This is a genomic window from Burkholderia sp. MSh2 (genome assembly GCF_000731655.1).
Classification (GTDB): domain Bacteria; phylum Pseudomonadota; class Gammaproteobacteria; order Burkholderiales; family Burkholderiaceae; genus Burkholderia; species Burkholderia paludis.
On sequence record NZ_JPGM01000055.1, the window covers coordinates 50,183 to 69,464 of the forward strand.

Genomic DNA, 19,282 nt, shown 5'->3' on the forward strand with positions numbered 1-19,282 from the left:
CTGACGACGGTTCGCTACGGGCCGTTTCAGCATGCTGATAAAGGAGCAAGCTCATGAGTGATACCCCGGTGCAGCCGACGGTCGGCGTCGGCGCGGAAGAAACTGACTTTGGCACCAAGGGAGTCATCGACCGGTACTTCGGCATTTCGTCGCGCGGCAGCACGCAGCGCCGCGAGATCGTTGCCGGCGTCACCACCTTCCTCGCGATGGTCTATTCGGTGTTCGTCGTGCCCGGCATGTTCGGCAAGGCCGGCTTCGACACGAGCGCCGTGTTCGTCGCGGTCTGCCTCACCACCGCGTTCGGCTCGCTGCTGATGGGCCTGTGGGCGAAGCTGCCGATCGCGATCGGCTGCGCGATCTCGCTGACCGCGTTCACCGCGTTCGGCCTCGTGCTCGGCAAGGGCCTGCACCCGACGGTCGCGCTCGGCGCCGTGTTCCTGATGGGCCTCGTGTTCACCGGCATCTCGGTGACCGGCGTGCGCTCGTGGATCCTGCGCAACCTGCCCGCGGGCGTCGCGCACGGCACCGGCATCGGCATCGGCCTGTTCCTGCTGCTGATCGCGTCGAACGACGTCGGCCTCGTGATCAAGAACCCGGGCGCCGGCCTGCCGGTCTCGCTCGGCCAGATCACCGCGTTCCCGGTCATCATGTCGGTCGTCGGCCTCGCCGCGATCTTCGGCCTCGAGAAGCGCCGCGTGCCGGGCGGCATCCTGCTCGTCGTGATCGCGATCTCGGTGTTCGGCCTCGTGTTCGATCCGGCCGTGAAGTATCACGGCATCTTCGCGCTGCCGTCGCTGAGCGCACCGGGCCATGCGTCGCTGATCGGCGCGATGGACATCAAGGGCGCGCTGTCGATGGCCGTGCTGCCGAGCGTGCTGGCGCTGGTGATGACCGCCGTGTTCGACGCGACCGGCACGATTCGCGCGGTCGCCGGGCAGGCCGGCCAGCTCGACGAGAACGGCCGCATCATCAACGGCGGCCGCGCGCTGACCGCCGATTCGCTCAGCTCGATCTTCTCCGGCTTCCTCGGTGGCGCACCGGCGGCGGCCTACATCGAGTCGAGCGTCGGCGTGGCCGCCGGCGCGAAGACGGGCCTCGCGGCGGCCGTGGTCGGCCTGCTGTTCCTCGTCGTGATGTTCTTCTCGCCGCTCGCGGGCCTCGTGCCGTCGTACGCCACGGCCCCCGCGCTGATGTACGTCGGCCTGCTGATGCTCGGCAGCGTGAGCAGGCTGCACATGGACGACATGGTCGACGCGATGTCGGGCCTCGTGTGCGCCGTGTTCATCGTGCTGACCGCGAACATCGTGACGGGCATCATGCTCGGCTTCTCGACGCTCGTGATCGGCCGCATCGCCAGCGGCGAATTCCGCAAGCTCAATGTCGGCACCGTGCTGATCGCGGCCGTGCTGGTCGTCTTCTATCTCGGCGGCTGGGCGATCTGAGCGCGCATCGGGCGCGCCGTCGCCGGCTGAAGGACGGCGCGCATCGGGACGACCTTCGTCTCCTCCACCATCGTCGCCGATGGTCTCCAGGCCTGGGAACACGTGTTTCCAGGCTTTTTTTCAACGGCGGCGGCACCCCGAGCGAAGCAGCCGGGCACGCATTGCGCGCCGGTGCTACGATCGCGGTTTTCGCCCGGAAGCCACCATGAACGCACTCGGCATCGTCTCCGAATCGAGCACCCGGACCTCGGCGTGCAAGCCCCCGTTCATCCCGTCGTTCGGCTTCCACGAGATGCACGAATCGAAGCCGATCGACGCCGCCCCGGCACGCATCATCGAGGCGGTCACCGCGATCGACATGCGCACCGATCCGATCGTCGACGCGCTGCTCAACGTCCGCGAATTCCCGACGACCCTCGCCGCCTCGCTGCGCCACGGCACCCCTCGCCGCGAACGCGCACGCTTCGGCCTCCACACGTTCACGGTGCTGCAACGCGACGATACGTCGCTGTCGCTCGGCCTCGTCGGCCGCTTCTGGCGCCCCGACTTCGGCGTGCGGACGATCGCCGACACGGCGGCGTTCGTCCGGCACGACGACCCGCGCGACGCGCGGCTGGTGCTGCGCTTCGAGGTGGTCGGGCGGCCCGCCGGCTCGCAGGTCCTGCGCACCGAAACCTTCGTGCATTGCCCGACCGCCCGCACGCGGCTGCTGTTCACGCCGTACTGGCTCGCGATCCGGCTCGCGAGCGGCTGGATTCGGCGCCGCACGCTGGCGGCCGTCGAAACGGCGCTGGCATAGCGTTGCGCGTCGCGCAACGTCGGCCCGTCGCCGCCGGCAACCGGTTCGCGCCGCCCCCGTGGGAACGGCTCGCGCACGGCCAGCCCGACGACGCGCTCCGTCGCAACCGCGACAGCGCCCGCCGCCTGCCCGAGCCACCGCACCGGCGCGACGGCAGGATCGCCGCGTGGCATGCGCCGCAGCGGTATTGCCGGACGTCCCGCGCACGCACCGGTACGCGAGATTCTTCAGGATCGCTACCGAACACCGCCACCGGATCCGATCGATGACCCGCATTCGCAATCCCCTGAACCTCGCGCAGCTCCAGGCGTTCGTCTCCGCCGCGCACCACAAGAGCCTGCGCGCCGCCGCGCGCGAACTCGGCGTCACGCAGCCGGCGATCACGCATACGATCCGCGAGCTCGAGACGGCGCTCAACGCGGAACTGCTCGCGCGCAGCGTACGCGGCGTCGAGCTGACCGCCTGCGGCCAGGCGCTGCTGCCGCGCGCCGAGCAGTTGCTCGGCGACATCCGCCGCACGGTCGAGGCCGTCGAGCAGGTGAAGGGCGAGATGTCGGGACGCGTCGCGGTCGGCACGATGCCGTCGATCGCGCTGACGGCGCTGCCGCACGCGGTGACGGCGTTCCGCCGGTCGATGCCGGACGTGAACCTGCATCTCGAGGAAGTGACGGTGCCCGACGCGCTCGCGCAGTTGCGCAACGGCACGCTCGACATCGCCGCGATGCACCATGTGCCCGCGCTCGACCGCGATTTCACGCAAGCGCCGCTGCTGTCGACCGAATTCACCGTCGTGATGCGCGACGGCCACCCGCTCGCGCACGCGCGCCGGCTGGAGGAACTGCTCGACGCCGAGTGGATCGTCACCGTCGGCGCCGAGCAGTTTCCGCACAGCGTGATGGTGGGAATGTTCGAGGCGCGCGGGCTGCCGCTGCCGAAGCGCATGCTGCGCTCGCCGATGTCGTTCGCGGTGACGCTCGGGCTCGTCGCGCGCTCGGACGTGATCGGCTGCTTCACGCGCCCGCTCGCCGCGATGGTCGCGCCGCTCGGCGTCCGCACGGCCGAACTCGACGAAAGCATGCCGCGCTTCGACCTGTCGATCATCTCGCGGCGCGACCTGCTGCCCACGCCGGCCGTGTCGCAGTTCGTCGCCTGCCTGCAGCGCGCCGTCAACGAAACGCTCGGCTGAATCGTTCCTGTGTCTGAAACGGCGGCGCGCCTGACGCGCCGCCGCCGGGCCCGGTATCGGGGCTTGTCCTAGGCGCCCCGCCGGTATTTTGTCTTGATAATCTTGCGCACGTCGCGCGCCCGCATCGGGCGGGCGAAACGGACAGCCTGACGCGAAGCCGCGCCGGGCCGAAGGCTTACGGCGCGGCACAACCGCGCACCCATCGAACAAAACGAGGAGTCACCGAGTGAAAAAAATTCTTGCGGCTGTGACCGTTGCCCTGCTTGCCGTTTCGACCGGCAGCGCGTACGCGAAGGAGTGGACGACCGTGCGGTTCGGCGTCGACGCAAGCTACCCGCCTTTCGAATCGAAAGGTGCTGACGGCAAGGTTGTGGGTTTCGACGTCGATCTCGGCAACGAAATCTGCCGCCGCATGAAGGCGAAGTGCGTGTGGATCGAAAACGACTTCGACGGAATGATCCCCGCGCTGAAGGCCCGCAAGTTCGACGGCGTGCTGTCGTCGATGTCGATGACGCCGGCGCGTCAGGAACAGATCGCGTTCTCGGCGAAGCTGTTCAACACGCCGACCCGCCTCGTCACGAAGAAGGGCGCCGGCCTGATGCCGACGGCCGAATCGCTGAAGGGCAAGTCGATCGGCGTCGAGCAGGGCACGATCCAGGAAACGTACGCGAAGACCTACTGGGCGTCGAAGGGCGTGAACGTCGTGCCTTACCAGAACCAGGACCAGGTCTATGCCGACCTGATCTCCGGCCGCCTGGACGGCGCGCTGCAGGACGCGGTGCAAGCCGAGATCGGCTTCCTGAAGACGCCGCGCGGCGCGAGCTTCGACTTCGCCGGCAAGGATCTCGACGATCCGAAGACGCTCGGCGAAGGCGCCGGCATCGGCCTGCGCAAGGAAGACGCCGACCTGAAGTCGAAGATCGACGGCGCGATCGCCGGCATGCGCAAGGACGGCACGTACGACAAGATCGCGAAGAAGTATTTCGATTTCGACGTCTACGGCAAGTAACACGGCACGCCGGCGCGCGATGCGCCGCGCTGCAGACGGGCTCCGGGAGGAGCCCGTTTTTTTTGCGCGCACGGCGCCGGCCGCATTATTTTTTTCGTGCCAACCTGATGATTCTCAAAGGGAAACCGGGTGTTCTGGAGCCGGTTTGATGGCGGCGAGGAAGGCAACGTACAATCGATCTTCCACGCACACCGGACATTCGCGGCTGCGCCGCCCTCCCTTCATCATGCAAACGCAGACCCATCCGCTGATTTCCCCCGCCGTCGGTACCGAACGCCAGATCACGAGCTTCCACTACGGCCCGCGCGGCGGCAAGAAGGTCTACATCCAGTCGTCGCTGCACGCGGACGAACTGCCCGGCATGCTGGTCGCCACGCTGCTGCGCCGCAAGATCGCCGCGCTCGAGACGGCCGGCAAGCTGCGCGGCGAAATCGTCGTCGTGCCCGTGCCGAACCCGATCGGCCTGTCGCAGCACGTGTTCGGCGATCACCTGGGCCGCTTCGAGCTCGGCTCGATGCAGAACTTCAACCGCAATTTCTACGATCTCGCGGCGCTCGTGCTGCCGCGCGTCGAAAGCCGGCTCACGAGCGACGCGCAGCGCAACCTCGTGGCCGTGCGCGCCGCTATGCGCGAAGCGCTCGACGAGCAGAAGCCGCGCACCGAGCTCGACTCGCAGCGCCTCGCGCTGCAGAAGCTGTCGTTCGACGCCGATATCGTGCTCGACCTGCACTGCGACAGCGATGCGGTCATGCACCTCTACACGAATCCCGATCTGTGGCCGGACGTCGAACCGCTGTCGCGCTATCTCGACGCGCAGGCGTCGCTGCTCGCGCTGAACTCGGTCGGCAACCCGTTCGACGAGATCCACAGCTTCTGCTGGTCCGATCTGCGCAACCGTCTCGGCGATCGTTTCCCGATCCCGAACGGCGCGATTTCCGTCACGGTGGAATTGCGCAGCGAGCGCGACGTGTCGTACGAGTTCGCCGAAAAGGACGCCCAGGCGATCGTCGAATACCTGACCGAGCGCGGCGTCGTGGATGGCACGCCGGCGCCGCTGCCGCCGCTCGCGTATCCGGCCACCCCGCTCGCGGGCACCGATCCGCTGGTCGCGCCCGTGTCGGGCGTGATCGTGTTCCGCACGCCGGTCGGCGTGTGGATCGAGGCCGGCCAGGCGGTGGCCGACATCGTCGATCCGCTGACCGATCGCGTCGTCACGCTGAAGAGCAGCGTGTCGGGCGTGCTGTACGCGCGCCAGATCGTGCGCTTCGCGACGGCCGGCATGGAAGTCGCGCGCATTGCCGGCGCGACCGCGATCCGCACCGGTTCGCTGCTGTCGGCCTGAGCGCCCGGCCCGCGCGCCGGGCCACGGCGCGCACCAATGCAATCGCCCGCTTGCGCGGGCGATCGGCTTTCCGGTCCGTCGGGTGCCGGCGCGCCGGCCGGCCGATACGGGTGGGCGTTCAGAACGCCGGCACGATCGCGCCGCCGAACTTCTGGTCGATGAACTTGCGCACGTCGTCCGATTCATAGGCCGCGACGAGCTTCTTCACCCACGGCTTGTCCTTGTCCTGCGCGCGCACCGCGATCAGGTTCGCATACGGCCCGCGCAGATCCTCGATCGCGATTGCATCCTTCACCGGCGTGAGCCCCGCCTTCACCGCGTAGTCGGTGTTGATCGACGCGGCGTCGAGGTCGGGCAGCGCGCGTGGCAGTTGCGCGGCGTCGAGCTCGACGATCCGGATCTTCTTCGGATTCTCGGCGACGTCGAGCGGCGTCGCGTTCACGCCGTTCGTGCCGGCGCCCGCCTTCAGCTTGATCACCCCGTATTTCTGCAGCAGCAGGAGCGCGCGGTTGCCGTTCGACGGATCGTTCTGGATCCCGACCTTCGCACCCGCCGGCAAGTCCTTCAGCGACTTGATCTTCTTCGAATAGAAGCCCATCGGCGCCGTATAGGTCAGCCCGACGTTGATGATCTTGTAGCCGCGCTGCTTGATCTGGCTGTCGAGGAACGGCTGGTGCTGGAAGCCGTTCGCGTCGAGATCGCCGGCATCGAGCGCCGCGTTCGGCTGCACGTAGTCGTTGAATTCGATGACCTTGATCGCCAGGCCGTCGCGCGCGGCGACCTTCGTCACCTCGGTCCAGATCTGCGCGTCGGGGCCGCTCATCGTGCCGATCTTCAGCGTTTGCGGATCGGCGTGCGCGCCGGGCGCCGCGAATGCCAGCGCGGCGGCGAGCGCGCCGAGGCCGGTCAGGATCGAACGTCGCATGGTGTCCTCTTGTCCCGTGTCGTTGGTTGGAACACGGATCGTGGCACGGGGCCGGAACACCACCAACCAAGCTTATTTCATGTGCATATTCCCGGGCGGCGTCGAAACTCAGCCGAATTCGGTATAACCCCGGATAGCGCAACCGGGCAGAATTCAGTGTCGCATCGACGCCACACATTCTTCATATGACAGTCGCTGTCATATTCATTACGTGCCCTGTCGATAAAGTTGCCGCCGGTCCGTGAAAGCGCCCATAGAGAGCGCCGGAACCGCAACTGGACACGCCTTTCATTCGCTCGGAGAATCCTTTGAACAAGAAACTGTTGACCATCGCCGTCCTGGCAGCAACGGCCGGCACCGCGCACGCACAAAGCAGCGTGACCCTGTACGGCATCATCGACGCCGGTATCAGCTACGTGAACCACAGCAAGACCGCCAACGGCGGCACGGGCAAGCTGTTCAAGTATGACGACGGCGTGGCCCAGGGCAGCCGTTGGGGCCTGCGCGGCACCGAAGACCTCGGTGGCGGCCTGAAGGCGATCTTCGTGCTCGAAAACGGCTTCAACAGCGGCAACGGCACGATCGGCCAGGGCGGCGCGATCTTCGGTCGCCAGGCCTACGTCGGCCTGAGCCAGTCGCAGTACGGCACGGTCACGTTCGGCCGCCAGTACTCGTTCTCGACCGACATCCTCGGTTCGAACTACTCGACGGGCGGCAACACGGTCGCGGGTAACTACGCTTACCACGTGAACGACATCGACCAGCTCACGTCGAGCCGCATCAACAACGCCGTGAAGTTCCAGAGCGCGAACTACTCGGGCTTCACGTTCGGCGCGTTGTACGGCTTCTCGAACTCGACCGACTTCGCGGGCGCACCGTCCACGACGTCGGGCACGACGACGACGGCAGGCTCGTCGCGCGCATACAGCTTCGGCCTGAACTACGCGAACGGCCCGCTGTCGGTTGGCGGCGCGTACACGGACATCCGTTACCCGAGCCAGTCGTCGCCGGCCTTCTCGACGACGATCGCGAACCTGAGCACGGGCAACGTCCGCGACCTGCGCACGTACGGCGTCGGTGGCCGCTACGTCTGGGGCCCGGCAACCGCATGGCTGCTGTGGACGCGTACGCAGTTCTCGACCGTGTCGGGCGCGGGCGGCACGTTCTACAACGCGTATGAAGCCGGTGCGAAGTACGCAATCACGCCGGCCCTGTCGGGCGGCCTCGGCTACACGTACACGAACGCCACGCAGAACGGCAACTCGTGGCACTGGAACCAGGTCAACGGCATCGCCGACTACGCACTCAGCAAGCGTACGGACGTGTACGGCCTGGTCGTGTACCAGCAGGCTTCGGGCAAGGGCGTGCAAGCGCAGATCGGCTCGAGCACGAGCTACTTCAACACGTCGGGCACGGGTTCGAAGAACCAGATCGCCGCACGTATCGGTATCCGTCACAAGTTCTAAAGCATCCGCTTAACTCGCGGATCACGACGGCAAGAAGCGCCCCGCTCCACGCGGGGCGCTTTTTTATGGGCTTTTAAGTTTCGCTTAATTCTGGGCTGAGAGGATGCTCTCACCCCCCCTGTTGGCCGCCTGAGCATCGGCGGCTTTTTTTTTAAACACCACGGCGCCACGTCGATTGCCAACCAGACAGGATCGGAGGCCATGATGATCGAAGATACCGTTTTCAGCCGTCTGCACGCGATTCTGACGTGCCAACATTCGATGCCGGTCCAGAGTTGCCGCGTATCGGTCGAAATGCAGCGCCCGTGGGGCCGCCCGTACCGGCTCGTCGAATGGACGATGCATCTCGACGCACCCGCACGGCGGCAGATCGTGCCGGCCGAATCGACCGACGAAGAGATCGCCGAGGTCGTCGCCTCGCACGTGCCGGGCCGCCTCTACGGCGACGGCCGGCTGCAGTTCTGAACGCCGCCCCGCTCCCCCCGCTTTGCGCCCGTCGGCCGCGCCGCATGCGTCGTGCGGCAGTCGGTCTCGTTTGATGCAGCAACGAAACCTGCTACGCTGCGCGTTTTCGTCCACGCAACACACGATGGAAAACGCATTCAACGAACGCGGCGTCATGATCACGCGCAACGGCCTGTCGGCCGCCGGGCAGGTATTCGCACTGCGCGACATCCGTCACGTCGACGTCGTCAAGATTCCGAAGAACCGTCTCGTGCCGTCGCTGATCTCGCTGATCGGCGTGGCCGCCGCCATCGCGGGCGGCATCGGCGCATCAAGCGCCGTACTCGTCGTCGGCGTGATGCTTGCCGTCGTCGGCTACCTCGCATGGACCACGCAGGACGTCACGTATCGCCTGATGGTCGAGATGCCCGACGGCACGCGCGAAGCGCTGTCGAGCGTCGACGCCGAATTCGTCGAACGCGTCGCGCAGGTCGTGCGCGATGCGCTGGCCGCCACCGCCGCCGGCTGATTCCGTCCGCCCCCTGCACGCTCCGATGCGCCGCGCGCTGCCGCGTACGGCGCATTTCCCGTTGCGCGCGCGGCGATTTCGATCGCTCCGTCGACGCGCGTCCCGCCACATGCCCGCCTGCACCGCGTACGCCGACCGCCTAGTATGAGAACAAGCGGCTCGCCGCCGCGTCATCCGAGGAGGCCAGCATGAACGTCCCGTCGCTGTCCGGCATGCTTCGCGCGCAGGAACTGCTGCTCGTGTCGATGATTCGCGCGCTTCCCCCTGACGCACGCCGTGCGCTCGTCGACCTCTACACCGAACAGATCGCCTTCGCCGAACAGGCCGGCCTCCAGAGCCACGGCGATCGCACGACGCACGACGCGTTCGTCGCGCACGCGCGCAACCTGCTGATCCACATCGAGGCGCTCGCGTAGCCGAGCCCGCGCTACTCCCCGGTTTCCCGCCGCGAGCCCCCCGGGCCACGCAGGCAAGCGCTCGCCCGCGGACGCGCCTGCCTATCCTTGTGTTGATAATAATTCTCATTTACACTGGCAAAGTTGTCAGTTGCCTTTCAATTTTCCGCTCGCCGCCTTTCGTGCGCGGGCGGGCCAGCCAGGTGAACGCGTCACCCAGCCAGCCTCCGGGCTTGTCATCATCAATGGGAGACCACCTGTGCATTGCTACACACTGGCGCGGCGGCCGATCTGCGCCGCGCTGTTCGGCGCGTTCGGCCTGTCCGCCGCCCCGGCTCAAGCCGATTCGTCGCCGCAAGGCGCCACTCCGCCCGCCATGCTCGTCGCATCCACGCGCAGCGAGGCGGCGCTGCTCGACCCCGTCACCGTCACGGCCAACCGCACCGCCACGGCCGCGAGCCGTACGGCCGCGTCCGTCTCGGTGATTACCGACGAGGATCTCGAGGAACAGCAGGCCACCAACATCAAGGACGCGCTGCGCTACGAGCCGGGCGTCACCGTGCGCCGCACCGCGTACCGGCCCGGCAGCGCCGCGCTCGGCGGCGGCCGCGACGGCGATTCGAGCATCAACATCCGCGGCCTCGAAGGCAATCGGGTGCTGCTGATGGAAGACGGCATCCGCCTGCCGAACGCGTTTTCGTTCGGCCCGCTCGAGGCGGGGCGCGGCGACTACGCCGATCTCGACACGCTCAAGCGCATCGAGATCCTGCGCGGGCCGGCCTCGGCGCTGTACGGCAGCGACGGCCTGACCGGCGCGGTGAACTTCCTCACGAAGGATCCGCGCGACCTGCTGTCGATCTACAACAAGCCCTATTACTTCTCGTTCCGGCCGAGCTACGACTCGACCGACCGCAGCGTCGGCGCGACCGTGTCGGCCGCGGGCGGCAACGATCGCGTGCAGGGCATGATCATCGCCGACGGCCGGCGCGGCCACGAGGTCGACACGCGCGGCGACAACAACTCGGCGAGCACGCTGCGCACCACGTCGAACCCGCAGGACGTCTACTCCGAATCGCTGCTCGGCAAGCTCGTGCTGACGCCCACCGCGCGCGACACGATCAAGTTCACGGCCGAGACGGTGCAGCGGCGCGTGAGCACCGACGTGCTGTCGGCGATCAATCCGCCGACCACGCTCGGCCTCACGACCTACGACCGGCTCGAACGCAACCGCTTCAGCGTCGATTACGATTTCCGCGACGACGCGTTCCGCTGGTTCCAGACCGCGCACGTGCAGTTCTACTACCAGGACGCGAAGCAGGACCAGTACGCGTTCGAGACGCGCGGCGCGCCGCTGAAATCGCGCTCGCGCGACAACCAGTACAAGGAGCGCACGTTCGGCGGTTCCGCGTTCGCCGAAAGCGGCTTCAAGACCGGCCCGCTCGCGCACAAGCTGCTGTACGGCGTCGACGGCAGCGTGTCGCGCGTGACGAACATGCGCGACGGCACGGTGCCGGGCGTCGGCGAGGCATTCCCGAACAAGGCGTTCCCCGACACCGACTACACGCTGTTCGGCGCGTTCGTGCAGGACCAGATCGGCTATGGCCGCCTGCTCGTCACGCCGGGCCTGCGCTTCGACACGTACCGGCTGAGCCCGACCGAAAACGATCCGCTGTTTACCGGCAAGGCTGTTTCGACGAGCGCGAACGAACTGTCGCCGCGCGTCGCCGTGCTCTACGAGATCACGCCCGCGCTCATTCCGTACGCGCAGTACGCGCACGGCTTCCGCGCGCCGACGCCCGACCAGGTGAACAGCAGTTTCTCGAACCCGGTGTACGGCTACACGTCGATCGGCAATCCGAACCTGAAGCCGGAAACCAGCGACACGTTCGAAGCGGGCCTGCGCGGCACCGCGGGCACCGGCTACGGCGTCGTGCGCTACAGCGCGGCCGCGTTCACCGGCCGCTACCGCAACTTCATCTCGCGCACGACGATCGCCGGCAGCGGCCGGCCGACCGACCCGTTCGTGTTCCAGTACGTGAACTTCGCCGATGCACGCATTCACGGCCTCGAAGGCCGCGCCGAATGGGTGATGCCGAACGGCATCACGCTGAAGACGGCGATGGCGTTCACGAAGGGCTCGACGCAGAACGACGGCACGGCGAGCCAGCCGCTGAACACGATCAACCCGTTCTCGGCCGTGTTCGGCGTGCGCTACGAGCCGAGCGAGCGCTGGTTCGTGCAGACCGACCTGCTGTTCCAGGCCGCGAAACGCGAGAAAGACGTCGACAAGTCCGACTGTTCGAACAAGACGTGCTTCACGCCGCCGTCGTCGTTCGTCGTCGACCTGCGCGGCGGCTATCGCTTCAGCAAGCACGTGAGCGCGACGATCGGCATCCGCAACCTGTTCGACCGCAAGTACTGGAACTGGTCGGACGTACGCGGCATCGCCGCCGATTCGCGCGTGCTCGACGCATATACGTCGCCCGGCCGCACGGTCGCCGTCAGCATGAAAGTGGATTTCTGATGCGCGCCGCCCGCGCACCCACCCCAACCGTTACTTGAAGGAGTCCGACATGATGCAATCCGCCCTTCCCGGTCAACCGGCCACGCCGGCCCGCGCGGCCGCCGCGCTGCGCGACGCGTTCATCAAGCTCAAGACCGAGCGCCAGCTGCGCAACCGCGACGTCGCGCAGGCGCTCGGCGTCAGCGAAGGCGAGGCGCTCGCCGCCTTCGTCGGCGAACACGTCGTGCGGCTCGACGCGCGCTTTCCGGCCATGTTCGAGGAAATGCCGCGCCTCGGGCGCGTGATGGCGCTCACGCGCAACGATACGGCCGTCCACGAGAAGGACGGCGAGTACGCGCAGATGAGCCACGACGGCCCCGTCGGCCTCGCGCTCGGCGACATCGACCTGCGCATCTTCTATCGGCACTGGGTGTCGGCGTTCGCCGTGTGCGACGAGACGGCGCACGGCCCGCTGAAGAGCCTGCAGTTCTTCGACGCGCAGGGTCATGCGATCCACAAGGTCTATCTGCGTGCGCACAGCGATCACGCCGCGTACGACGCGTTCGTCGAGCGCTGGCGCGCGCCGTCGCAGGAGCCGGGCCTCGAGGTCGCACCCGCCGCGCCGAAGACGCCCGAGCGCGCCGACACCGGGATCGACGTGGCAGGCTTTCGCGCCGCGTGGGACGCGATGACCGACACGCACCAGTTCTTCGGCATCACGCAGCGCTTCGGCGTGAGCCGCATGCAGGCGCTGCGCCTCGCCGATCCGCAATACGCGTATCCGGTCGAGACCGCGCATGCGCTGCGCCACGTGCTGCAGCAGGCGGCCAAGAGCGGCCAGCCGATCATGGTGTTCGTCGGCAACGCGGGGATGATCCAGATCCATACGGGCCCCGTCACGAACGTGCGCGAGGTCGGCGCATGGATCAACGTGCTCGACCCGGCCTTCAACCTGCACGTGCGCGAGGACCTGATCGCCGCCGCGTGGGTCGTGAAGAAGCCGACGAGCGACGGTATCGTCACGTCGCTCGAGCTGTTCGACCGGCAGGGCGACCACGTCGCGCTGCTGTTCGGCGAGCGCAAGCCCGGCAAGGTCGAACGCGACGACTGGCGCGCGCTCGTCGCGACGCTGCCGCCGGCGGCGCGCGGAGACGCGCGGTGAGCGCGCGATCGTTCCAGCCAGGCCGCCGCGTCGTGCTCGCGAGCGCGCTCGCCGGTGCGCTCGCGGGCACGCTGCCCGGCCGCGCGCTGGCGCAGGCGGCGCAGAAGCGCGTCGTCGTGATCGGCGGCGCGCTCGCGGAAACCGCATTCGCGCTCGGCGGCGCCGAGACGCCGCGCTACCGGCTCGTCGGCGCCGACACGACCTGCACGTACCCCGACGCCGCGAAGCGCCTGCCCAAGGTCGGCTACCAGCGCGCGCTGTCGGCCGAGGGGCTGCTGTCGCTGCGGCCCGATCTCGTGCTCGCGTCCGCCGAAGCCGGCCCGCCCACGGCGATCGCGCAGGTGAAAGGCGCCGGCGTCGCGGTGACGACGTTCGACGAACGCCATGACGTCGAATCGGTTCGCGCGAAGATCACGGGCGTCGCGCAGGCGCTCGACGTGCGCGACGCGGGCACCGCGTTGCTGCAGCGCTTCGATGGCGACTGGCAGGCCGCGCGCGACGCGGTCGCCGCGCGCGTCCCCGGCGGCGCACAGCCGCCGCGCGTGCTGTTCGTGCTGAACCACACCGGCAACCAGGCGCTCGTCGCGGGCCAGCGCACGGCCGCCGACGCGATGATCCGCTACGCGGGCGCGCGCAACGCGATGCAGGGCTTCGATCACTACAAGCCGCTGACGACCGAGGCGCTCGCCGCCGCGGCGCCCGACGTCGTGCTGATCTCCGACGAAGGGCTCGCGGCCGTCGGCGGCCGCGCCGCGCTGCTCGCGACGCCCGGCTTCGGCGCGACGCCGGCCGGCCGCGCGCAGCGCGTCGTGTCGCTCGACGCGCTGTTCCTGCTCGGCTTCGGCCCGCGCCTGCCGCTCGCCGTCACGACCCTGCACCGACGCCTGTCGGATGCGCTCGCCTGATTCCGGATTGCCCCGATGCCCGCTCATGCTTCGACCTTTTCCGCATCGTCGCCCGCCGCGCGCGCCGGCGCTGCGCGCATCGGTACGTCGCGCCGCTTCGCGCCGTTCGCGCTGGCGGCGCTCGCCGTGCTCGTGTGCGCGATGTCCGTCGCCGCGCTGTGCGTCGGCGCCTATCGCATTCCGCTCTCGGAAGCCTGGGCCGCGCTGACCGGCGACCCGGCCGCGCAGCAGGCGCGCGCGGTGCTGCTCGACATCCGCGCGCCGCGCGTCGTGCTCGCGCTGCTGGTCGGCGGCGGCTTCGGCGCAACCGGCGCCGCGATGCAGGCGCTGTTCCGCAATCCGCTCGCCGATCCGGGGCTCGTCGGCGTGTCCAGCGGCGCCGCCCTCGGCGCGACGACGATGATCGTGCTCGGCCCCGCGCTCTTCGCCGCCCACGTGAGCGCGGCCGCGTTGCCCGTCGCCGCGTTCGCGGGCGCGCTCGCGGTCGCGGCGCTCGTCTACCGGCTCGCCGCATCGCGCGGCCGGCTCGCGCTGCCGCTGCTGCTGCTCGCCGGCATCGCGATCAACGCGCTGGTGGGGGCGGCGATCGGGCTGCTCACGTTCGTCGCCGACGACGCGCAACTGCGCTCGCTGACCTTCTGGAGCCTCGGCAGCCTGGGCGGCGCGCAATGGCCCGCGCTGGCTGCCGTCGCGCCGTGCGTCGCGCTCGGCTGCGTGCTGCTCGCGCGCGAACGCGACGCGCTGAACGCGCTGCAGCTCGGCGAAACCGAGGCGCTGCATCTCGGCGTGCCCGTGCAGCGGCTCAAGCGGCACGTGCTCGTCGCGGTCGCGCTCGCGGTCGGCGCGCTGGTGTCGTGCGCGGGCATCATCGGCTTCATCGGGCTCGTCGCGCCGCATTGCGTGCGCCTCGCGTGCGGCCCCGACCAGCGGATCGTGCTGCCCGGCGCCGCACTGCTCGGCGCGCTGCTGACGCTCGCCGCCGATCTCGCCGCGCGCACGGTCGCCGCGCCCGCCGAAATTCCGCTCGGCGTGCTGACCGCGCTGCTTGGCGCGCCGTTCTTCCTGGCGCTGCTGTGGAAAAGCCGCGGCGCGCTCGGCGGCTAACCCTTCCTTCACGACGACCATGCTGACCGCTCACCATCTCGACGTCGCACGCCGGCACAACGCGATCCTGCGCGACCTGTCGCTGTCGATCGCGCCCGGCCGCGTGACCGCGCTGCTCGGCCGCAACGGCGCCGGCAAGAGCACGCTGCTGAAAACCTTCGCCGGCGAACTGTCCGGCGGCGCCGCACCGGGCGGCGTGCGCGTGACGGGCGACATCACGCTGAACGGCGAGCCGCTCGCGCACATCGATGCGCCGCGGCTCGCGTGCCTGCGCGCGGTGCTGCCGCAGGCCGCGCAACCCGCGTTCCCGTTCAGCGTCGACGAAATCGTGCTGCTCGGCCGCTACCCTCATGCGCGGCGCAGCGGTGCAACGTCGCATCGCGATCGCGACATCGCCTGGCAGGCGCTCGAACGCGCGGGCGCGGATGCGCTCGTCGGCCGCGACGTCACGACGCTGTCGGGCGGCGAACTCGCCCGCGTGCAGTTCGCCCGCGTGCTCGCGCAACTGTGGCCGGACGACGATGCGGCGGAGCGCGGCCCGCGCTACCTGCTGCTCGACGAGCCGACCGCCGCGCTGGACCTGGCGCATCAACACCGCCTGCTCGAAACCGTGCGCACCGTCGCGCGCGAATGGCAGCTCGGCGTGCTCGCGATCGTGCACGATCCGAATCTCGCCGCGCGGCACGCGGATTCGATCGCGATGCTGGCCGACGGCACGATCGTCGCGCACGGCACGCCGCGCGACGTGATGACGCCGGCCCATATCGCGCAGTGCTACGGATTCGCGGTGAAGATGGTGGAAACCGGCGACGGTGCGCCGCCGGTCATGGTGCCCGCGTAGGCGCTCGCATCTGCCGCGCGACCGTGACGTCGCGCGACGCCCCGCGTTGCCGGCGGCGGCACTTTCACGCACCATCCGTCACGCGCCGCACCTTCCCTTCAAGGACCCCGACATGCCGCTTCCGATGACCCGCATCATCCTGTACGTCCAGGACGTCGCCCTGCTGAAGGCGTTCTATCGGCTGTATTTCAACCTGCCCGTCGTCGAGGAAATCGACGACGAATGGGCCGTGCTCGACGCGGGCGCCGTCGAACTGGCGCTGCATCTGGCCGGCCCGGCATTCCGCCACGCGCCCGCGAGCACAACGGCGGGCGCGAGCAACGTGAAGCTCGTCTTCACGATCGACGCCGGTATCGATGCGCATCGCGACCGGCTCGCCGGCGACGGCGTGACCGTGCGCGACCTCAAGCGCTTCGACGGCTTCCCGTACCGGATGTACGACGGCATCGATCCGGAAGGCAACGTCTTTCAGGTGATGCAGAAGGATTGAATGCCCGCGCGACGCGAGCGCTCAATGCTCGAGATCCGCCGCGCCGAACGTCCGCATCTTCCACCCGAGCCGCACGGCGAGCATCCGCATCGAGAAGCCCGCCGCCAGCGCGACCGCCGTCGCGACGCCCGCCCCGATGCCGACGGACTGCATCCCGACGTACAACGTGCCCGTGACGAACGCGACGCTCGCGTACAGTTCCTCGCGCAGGATCAGCGGCATCTCGTTGCACAGCAGGTCGCGCAGCATCCCGCCGCACACGCCCGTGATCGCGCCGGCCAGCACGACGATGATCGGCGCCGTGCCGGTCGACGCACCGACGTCGCAGCCGATGATCGTAAACGCCGCGAGGCCGATAGCATCGACGGTGACGAACAGCGTCTTCATCCGCGCGACATGCCGCGCGGCCCACGACGCGACGGTCGCCGCGGCAAGCGTGATCACCAGATACTCGGGATGCGCGATCCAGCCGAGCGGGTAGTGGCCGAGCAGCACGTCGCGCACGGTACCGCCGCCGAGCGCCGTCACCGCGCCGACCAGTGCAAGCCCGAAGCGGTCCATCCCGCGGCGCATGCCCATCAGCGCCCCCGACATCGCTTCGGCGACGATTGCAATCAGATAGAGCGTATGCATGGCGCGCGTCAGTCGTCGGTCCGGAACAGGTCGAGCACGCGTTCGCGCTCGGCCGCATCGACCGCGGCAGGCAGCGGCCCGGCACGCCCGCCGTCGTCGCCCGACGGGCCGGACGCACCGGGCGCAGCCGCCCCGCCGCATGCGAAGCGGCTGCGGATGTACGACGGCACGTCGGCGGTGCACGTGCCGCGCGTGTATTCGGCGTACACGAAGTCGCCGTCCACGAGCGCGACGTCCTGCGGCGGCGCCGCATCGACCGGCGTGCGCCCGTCCACCGCCGTCTTCATGTAGTCGAGCCAGACCGGCAGCGCCAGCGTCGCGCCGGTCGCGCGGCCCATCGGGCGCGGCGTGTCGTAGCCGAGCCACGCGACCGCGACGATGCCCGACGAGTAGCCGGCGAACCAGACGTCCTTCGAGCCGTTCGACGTACCCGTCTTGCCGGCCGCGTCGTCGCGGCGCAGCGCGAGCGCGCCGCGCGCGGTGCCGGCCTTCACGACGTCGCGCAGCATGCTGTCCATCACGAACGCGTTGCGCGCCGACACGACGCGCTCGCCCGACGGCACGGTCGCCTCGTACATCGCGCCGCCATGACGCTGCTTCACCGACAGGATCAGGCGCGGCTCCATCCGCGTGCCGCCGTTCGCGAACACGCCATACGCGCTCGCGAGTTCGAGCGGCGTCACGGCGCCCGCGCCGAGCGCGAGCGGCAGCGACGCCGGATTGCGCTGCGCGTCGAAGCCGAAATGCACCGCGTGCTGCTGCACGTAGCGCGCATCCGCGGCCTGCATCAGGCTGACCGCGACCAGGTTCTTCGAGCGCACGAGCCCGCGCCGCACCGGGATGAACCCTTCGTAGCGGTTGCCGAAATTGCGCGGACGCCACGGCCGCGCGCCGGTCTCCTCATGCGTGAGCGTGCGCTGCGTATCGTCGACGAGCACGCCCGGGAAGTAGCCCTTCTCCAGCGCCGCCGAATAGACGAACGGCTTGAAGCTCGAACCGGGCTGGCGATACGCCTGCAGCGCATGGTCGAACACGTTGCGGCTGAAATCTGCGCCGCCGACGAGCGCCAGCATGTCGCCGGTCGCCGCATCGAGCGACACGAGCGCGCCTTCGAGCCCGTCGCGCGCATCGCGCTTCGCGCGCGGCTGCCGGCTCAGCGTGCGAGCGAGCGCGCTTTCGGCCGCGCGCTGATCGCGCATCGAGATCGTCGTCGTCACGTCGAGGCCGAGCGTATAGGCGTCGTCGTGAAACCGCTCGACCATCATCCGGCGCGCACGCTCCGCGACATAGGGCGCGGCAACGATCCCGGGCGGCGGCGTGGTCGCCAGCGTGATCGGCGCATCGACGGCCGCGCGGTACGCCGCGTCGTCGAGCTGGCCGAGCGCATGCATGCGACCGAGCACGTAATTGCGCCGCGCGGTCGCGCGCGCCGGATTGACGACCGGATTGAACGCGGACGGCGCCTTCGGCAGCCCCGCGAGCACGGCCGCCTCGCCCGCGCTCAGCGCGTCGAGCGGCTTGCCGAAGTACACGTTCGCGGCGGCCGCGAAACCGTATGCGCGTTCGCCCAGGTAGATTTCGTTCATGTACAGCTCGAGCAGCTTGTCCTTGCCGTACTCGCGTTCGAGCTTGACCGCCATCAGGATCTCGGCGAGCTTCCGGCTCAGCACCTTGTCGCGCGTCAGGTAGAAATTGCGCGCGACCTGCATCGTGATCGTGCTGCCGCCCTGGCCCGGCTGCCCGGTCACGACGTTCGCGAACGTCGCGCGCGCCAGGCCGCCGAGATCGACCGCGCCGTGCTGGTAGAACTTCGCGTCCTCGGCCGCGAGCAGCGCGTGCCGCATCAGCGGCGGGATGCGTTCGAGCGGGACGAACTCGCGCCGCTCGACGCCGTACTCGGCCAGCAGGTCGCCGTCGCGCGAGAAGATCCGCAGCGGCAGCGCGGGACGGTAGACGGCCAGGTGTTCGACGGACGGCAACTGCGTCCAGATGCGATCGATCGTCCATGCGCCGATGCCCGCGCAGGCGAGCGTCAGGCCGAGCAGCGCGCCGGCGAGCGTGCGCCATGCACGGCGGCGGCGCGGCGGCGCGGGGCGGGGGGGCGGGT

18 protein-coding genes are annotated in these 19,282 nt (G+C 69.1%); 15 read left to right on the plus strand and 3 right to left on the minus strand.

Annotation, left to right across the window (positions count from 1 at the left end; translation table 11 throughout):
- Positions 1 to 53 precede the first annotated feature (53 nt).
- From GQ57_RS28645 to GQ57_RS28665, 5 genes are all read left to right on the plus strand, one after another.
- Positions 54 to 1,442 carry an NCS2 family permease gene (locus tag GQ57_RS28645; protein WP_031401820.1) on the plus strand — a complete coding sequence of 463 codons (1,389 nt, stop codon included), beginning with the start codon at positions 54 to 56 and terminating at the stop codon, positions 1,440 to 1,442.
- 205 nt (positions 1,443 to 1,647) lie between these two features.
- Positions 1,648 to 2,241 (plus strand): hypothetical protein, encoded by a 594-nt coding sequence (locus GQ57_RS28650; RefSeq protein ID WP_034199654.1) that lies wholly within the window; start codon positions 1,648 to 1,650, stop codon positions 2,239 to 2,241.
- Between the two features lie 265 nt (positions 2,242 to 2,506).
- On the plus strand, positions 2,507 to 3,427 hold the full coding sequence (locus GQ57_RS28655) for a LysR family transcriptional regulator (RefSeq protein WP_031401822.1): 921 nt from the start codon (positions 2,507 to 2,509) through the stop codon (positions 3,425 to 3,427).
- A gap of 226 nt (positions 3,428 to 3,653) precedes the next feature.
- On the plus strand, positions 3,654 to 4,436 hold the full coding sequence (locus tag GQ57_RS28660) for an ABC transporter substrate-binding protein (protein WP_031401823.1): 783 nt from the start codon (positions 3,654 to 3,656) through the stop codon (positions 4,434 to 4,436).
- Positions 4,437 to 4,662: 226 nt separating this feature from the next.
- Positions 4,663 to 5,778, plus strand: a complete 1,116-nt coding sequence (locus tag GQ57_RS28665; RefSeq protein WP_034199655.1) for a succinylglutamate desuccinylase/aspartoacylase family protein — start codon at positions 4,663 to 4,665, stop codon at positions 5,776 to 5,778.
- A gap of 118 nt (positions 5,779 to 5,896) precedes the next feature.
- Here GQ57_RS28665 and GQ57_RS28670 read toward each other — a convergent pair whose 3' ends face one another.
- Entirely contained in the window at positions 5,897 to 6,703 is an 807-nt protein-coding gene (locus GQ57_RS28670) for a MetQ/NlpA family ABC transporter substrate-binding protein (protein WP_031401825.1), read from the minus strand.
- Positions 6,704 to 7,011: 308 nt separating this feature from the next.
- Between GQ57_RS28670 and GQ57_RS28675 the strand changes: the two genes are divergently transcribed.
- The 10 genes from GQ57_RS28675 to GQ57_RS28720 all read left to right on the plus strand — a co-directional run bounded on the left by GQ57_RS28675 (position 7,012) and on the right by GQ57_RS28720 (position 16,542).
- Positions 7,012 to 8,169 (plus strand): porin, encoded by a 1,158-nt coding sequence (locus tag GQ57_RS28675; protein WP_031401826.1) that lies wholly within the window; start codon positions 7,012 to 7,014, stop codon positions 8,167 to 8,169.
- 204 nt (positions 8,170 to 8,373) lie between these two features.
- The gene (locus GQ57_RS28680) at positions 8,374 to 8,634 is read left to right on the plus strand and encodes a DUF2866 domain-containing protein (RefSeq protein WP_031401827.1); all 261 of its coding nucleotides are present in this window, start codon (positions 8,374 to 8,376) and stop codon (positions 8,632 to 8,634) included.
- Between the two features lie 124 nt (positions 8,635 to 8,758).
- Positions 8,759 to 9,142 (plus strand): DUF6232 family protein, encoded by a 384-nt coding sequence (locus tag GQ57_RS28685; protein ID WP_031401828.1) that lies wholly within the window; start codon positions 8,759 to 8,761, stop codon positions 9,140 to 9,142.
- Positions 9,143 to 9,330: 188 nt separating this feature from the next.
- A complete protein-coding gene (locus GQ57_RS28690) occupies positions 9,331 to 9,558 on the plus strand; it encodes a hypothetical protein (RefSeq protein WP_031401829.1) in 228 nt (75 codons plus the stop codon).
- Positions 9,559 to 9,796: 238 nt separating this feature from the next.
- A complete protein-coding gene (locus GQ57_RS28695; RefSeq protein ID WP_031401830.1) occupies positions 9,797 to 12,061 on the plus strand; it encodes a TonB-dependent hemoglobin/transferrin/lactoferrin family receptor in 2,265 nt (754 codons plus the stop codon).
- A gap of 49 nt (positions 12,062 to 12,110) precedes the next feature.
- Positions 12,111 to 13,202 (plus strand): hemin-degrading factor, encoded by a 1,092-nt coding sequence (locus GQ57_RS28700; protein ID WP_034199656.1) that lies wholly within the window; start codon positions 12,111 to 12,113, stop codon positions 13,200 to 13,202.
- Positions 13,199 to 14,107 (plus strand): heme/hemin ABC transporter substrate-binding protein, encoded by a 909-nt coding sequence (locus tag GQ57_RS28705; RefSeq protein ID WP_034199657.1) that lies wholly within the window; start codon positions 13,199 to 13,201, stop codon positions 14,105 to 14,107. Before GQ57_RS28700 ends, GQ57_RS28705 begins: the two co-directional genes overlap by 4 nt.
- A 15-nt stretch (positions 14,108 to 14,122) precedes the next feature.
- Positions 14,123 to 15,211: a FecCD family ABC transporter permease gene (locus GQ57_RS28710; protein ID WP_034199658.1), complete on the plus strand. Its 1,089-nt coding sequence runs from the start codon at positions 14,123 to 14,125 to the stop codon at positions 15,209 to 15,211.
- 19 nt (positions 15,212 to 15,230) lie between these two features.
- Entirely contained in the window at positions 15,231 to 16,052 is an 822-nt protein-coding gene (locus GQ57_RS28715) for a heme ABC transporter ATP-binding protein (protein ID WP_034199659.1), read from the plus strand.
- A 112-nt stretch (positions 16,053 to 16,164) separates the two neighbouring features.
- Positions 16,165 to 16,542 carry a VOC family protein gene (locus GQ57_RS28720; RefSeq protein ID WP_034199660.1) on the plus strand — a complete coding sequence of 126 codons (378 nt, stop codon included), beginning with the start codon at positions 16,165 to 16,167 and terminating at the stop codon, positions 16,540 to 16,542.
- 21 nt (positions 16,543 to 16,563) lie between these two features.
- Here the strand turns inward: GQ57_RS28720 and GQ57_RS28725 are convergent, their stop codons facing one another.
- Together GQ57_RS28725 and GQ57_RS28730 are read right to left on the minus strand one after the other, a co-directional pair.
- On the minus strand, positions 16,564 to 17,175 hold the full coding sequence (locus GQ57_RS28725; protein WP_031401836.1) for a trimeric intracellular cation channel family protein: 612 nt from the start codon (positions 17,173 to 17,175) through the stop codon (positions 16,564 to 16,566).
- Between the two features lie 8 nt (positions 17,176 to 17,183).
- The coding region (locus GQ57_RS28730) for a penicillin-binding protein 1A (protein ID WP_034199661.1) at positions 17,184 to 19,282 on the minus strand (2,099 nt) is incomplete at its 5' end.

Coding starts and splice junctions, on each gene's coding strand:
- GQ57_RS28645 (WP_031401820.1), top strand. CDS start 54: ATGAGTGATACCCCGGTGCAGCCGACGGTCGGCGTCGGCGCGGAAGAA.
- GQ57_RS28650 (WP_034199654.1), top strand. CDS start 1,648: ATGAACGCACTCGGCATCGTCTCCGAATCGAGCACCCGGACCTCGGCG.
- GQ57_RS28655 (WP_031401822.1), top strand. CDS start 2,507: ATGACCCGCATTCGCAATCCCCTGAACCTCGCGCAGCTCCAGGCGTTC.
- GQ57_RS28665 (WP_034199655.1), top strand. CDS start 4,663: ATGCAAACGCAGACCCATCCGCTGATTTCCCCCGCCGTCGGTACCGAA.
- GQ57_RS28670 (WP_031401825.1), bottom strand. CDS start 6,703: ATGCGACGTTCGATCCTGACCGGCCTCGGCGCGCTCGCCGCCGCGCTG.
- GQ57_RS28680 (WP_031401827.1), top strand. CDS start 8,374: ATGATCGAAGATACCGTTTTCAGCCGTCTGCACGCGATTCTGACGTGC.
- GQ57_RS28685 (WP_031401828.1), top strand. CDS start 8,759: ATGGAAAACGCATTCAACGAACGCGGCGTCATGATCACGCGCAACGGC.
- GQ57_RS28690 (WP_031401829.1), top strand. CDS start 9,331: ATGAACGTCCCGTCGCTGTCCGGCATGCTTCGCGCGCAGGAACTGCTG.
- GQ57_RS28700 (WP_034199656.1), top strand. CDS start 12,111: ATGATGCAATCCGCCCTTCCCGGTCAACCGGCCACGCCGGCCCGCGCG.
- GQ57_RS28710 (WP_034199658.1), top strand. CDS start 14,123: ATGCCCGCTCATGCTTCGACCTTTTCCGCATCGTCGCCCGCCGCGCGC.
- GQ57_RS28715 (WP_034199659.1), top strand. CDS start 15,231: ATGCTGACCGCTCACCATCTCGACGTCGCACGCCGGCACAACGCGATC.
- GQ57_RS28720 (WP_034199660.1), top strand. CDS start 16,165: ATGCCGCTTCCGATGACCCGCATCATCCTGTACGTCCAGGACGTCGCC.
- GQ57_RS28725 (WP_031401836.1), bottom strand. CDS start 17,175: ATGCATACGCTCTATCTGATTGCAATCGTCGCCGAAGCGATGTCGGGG.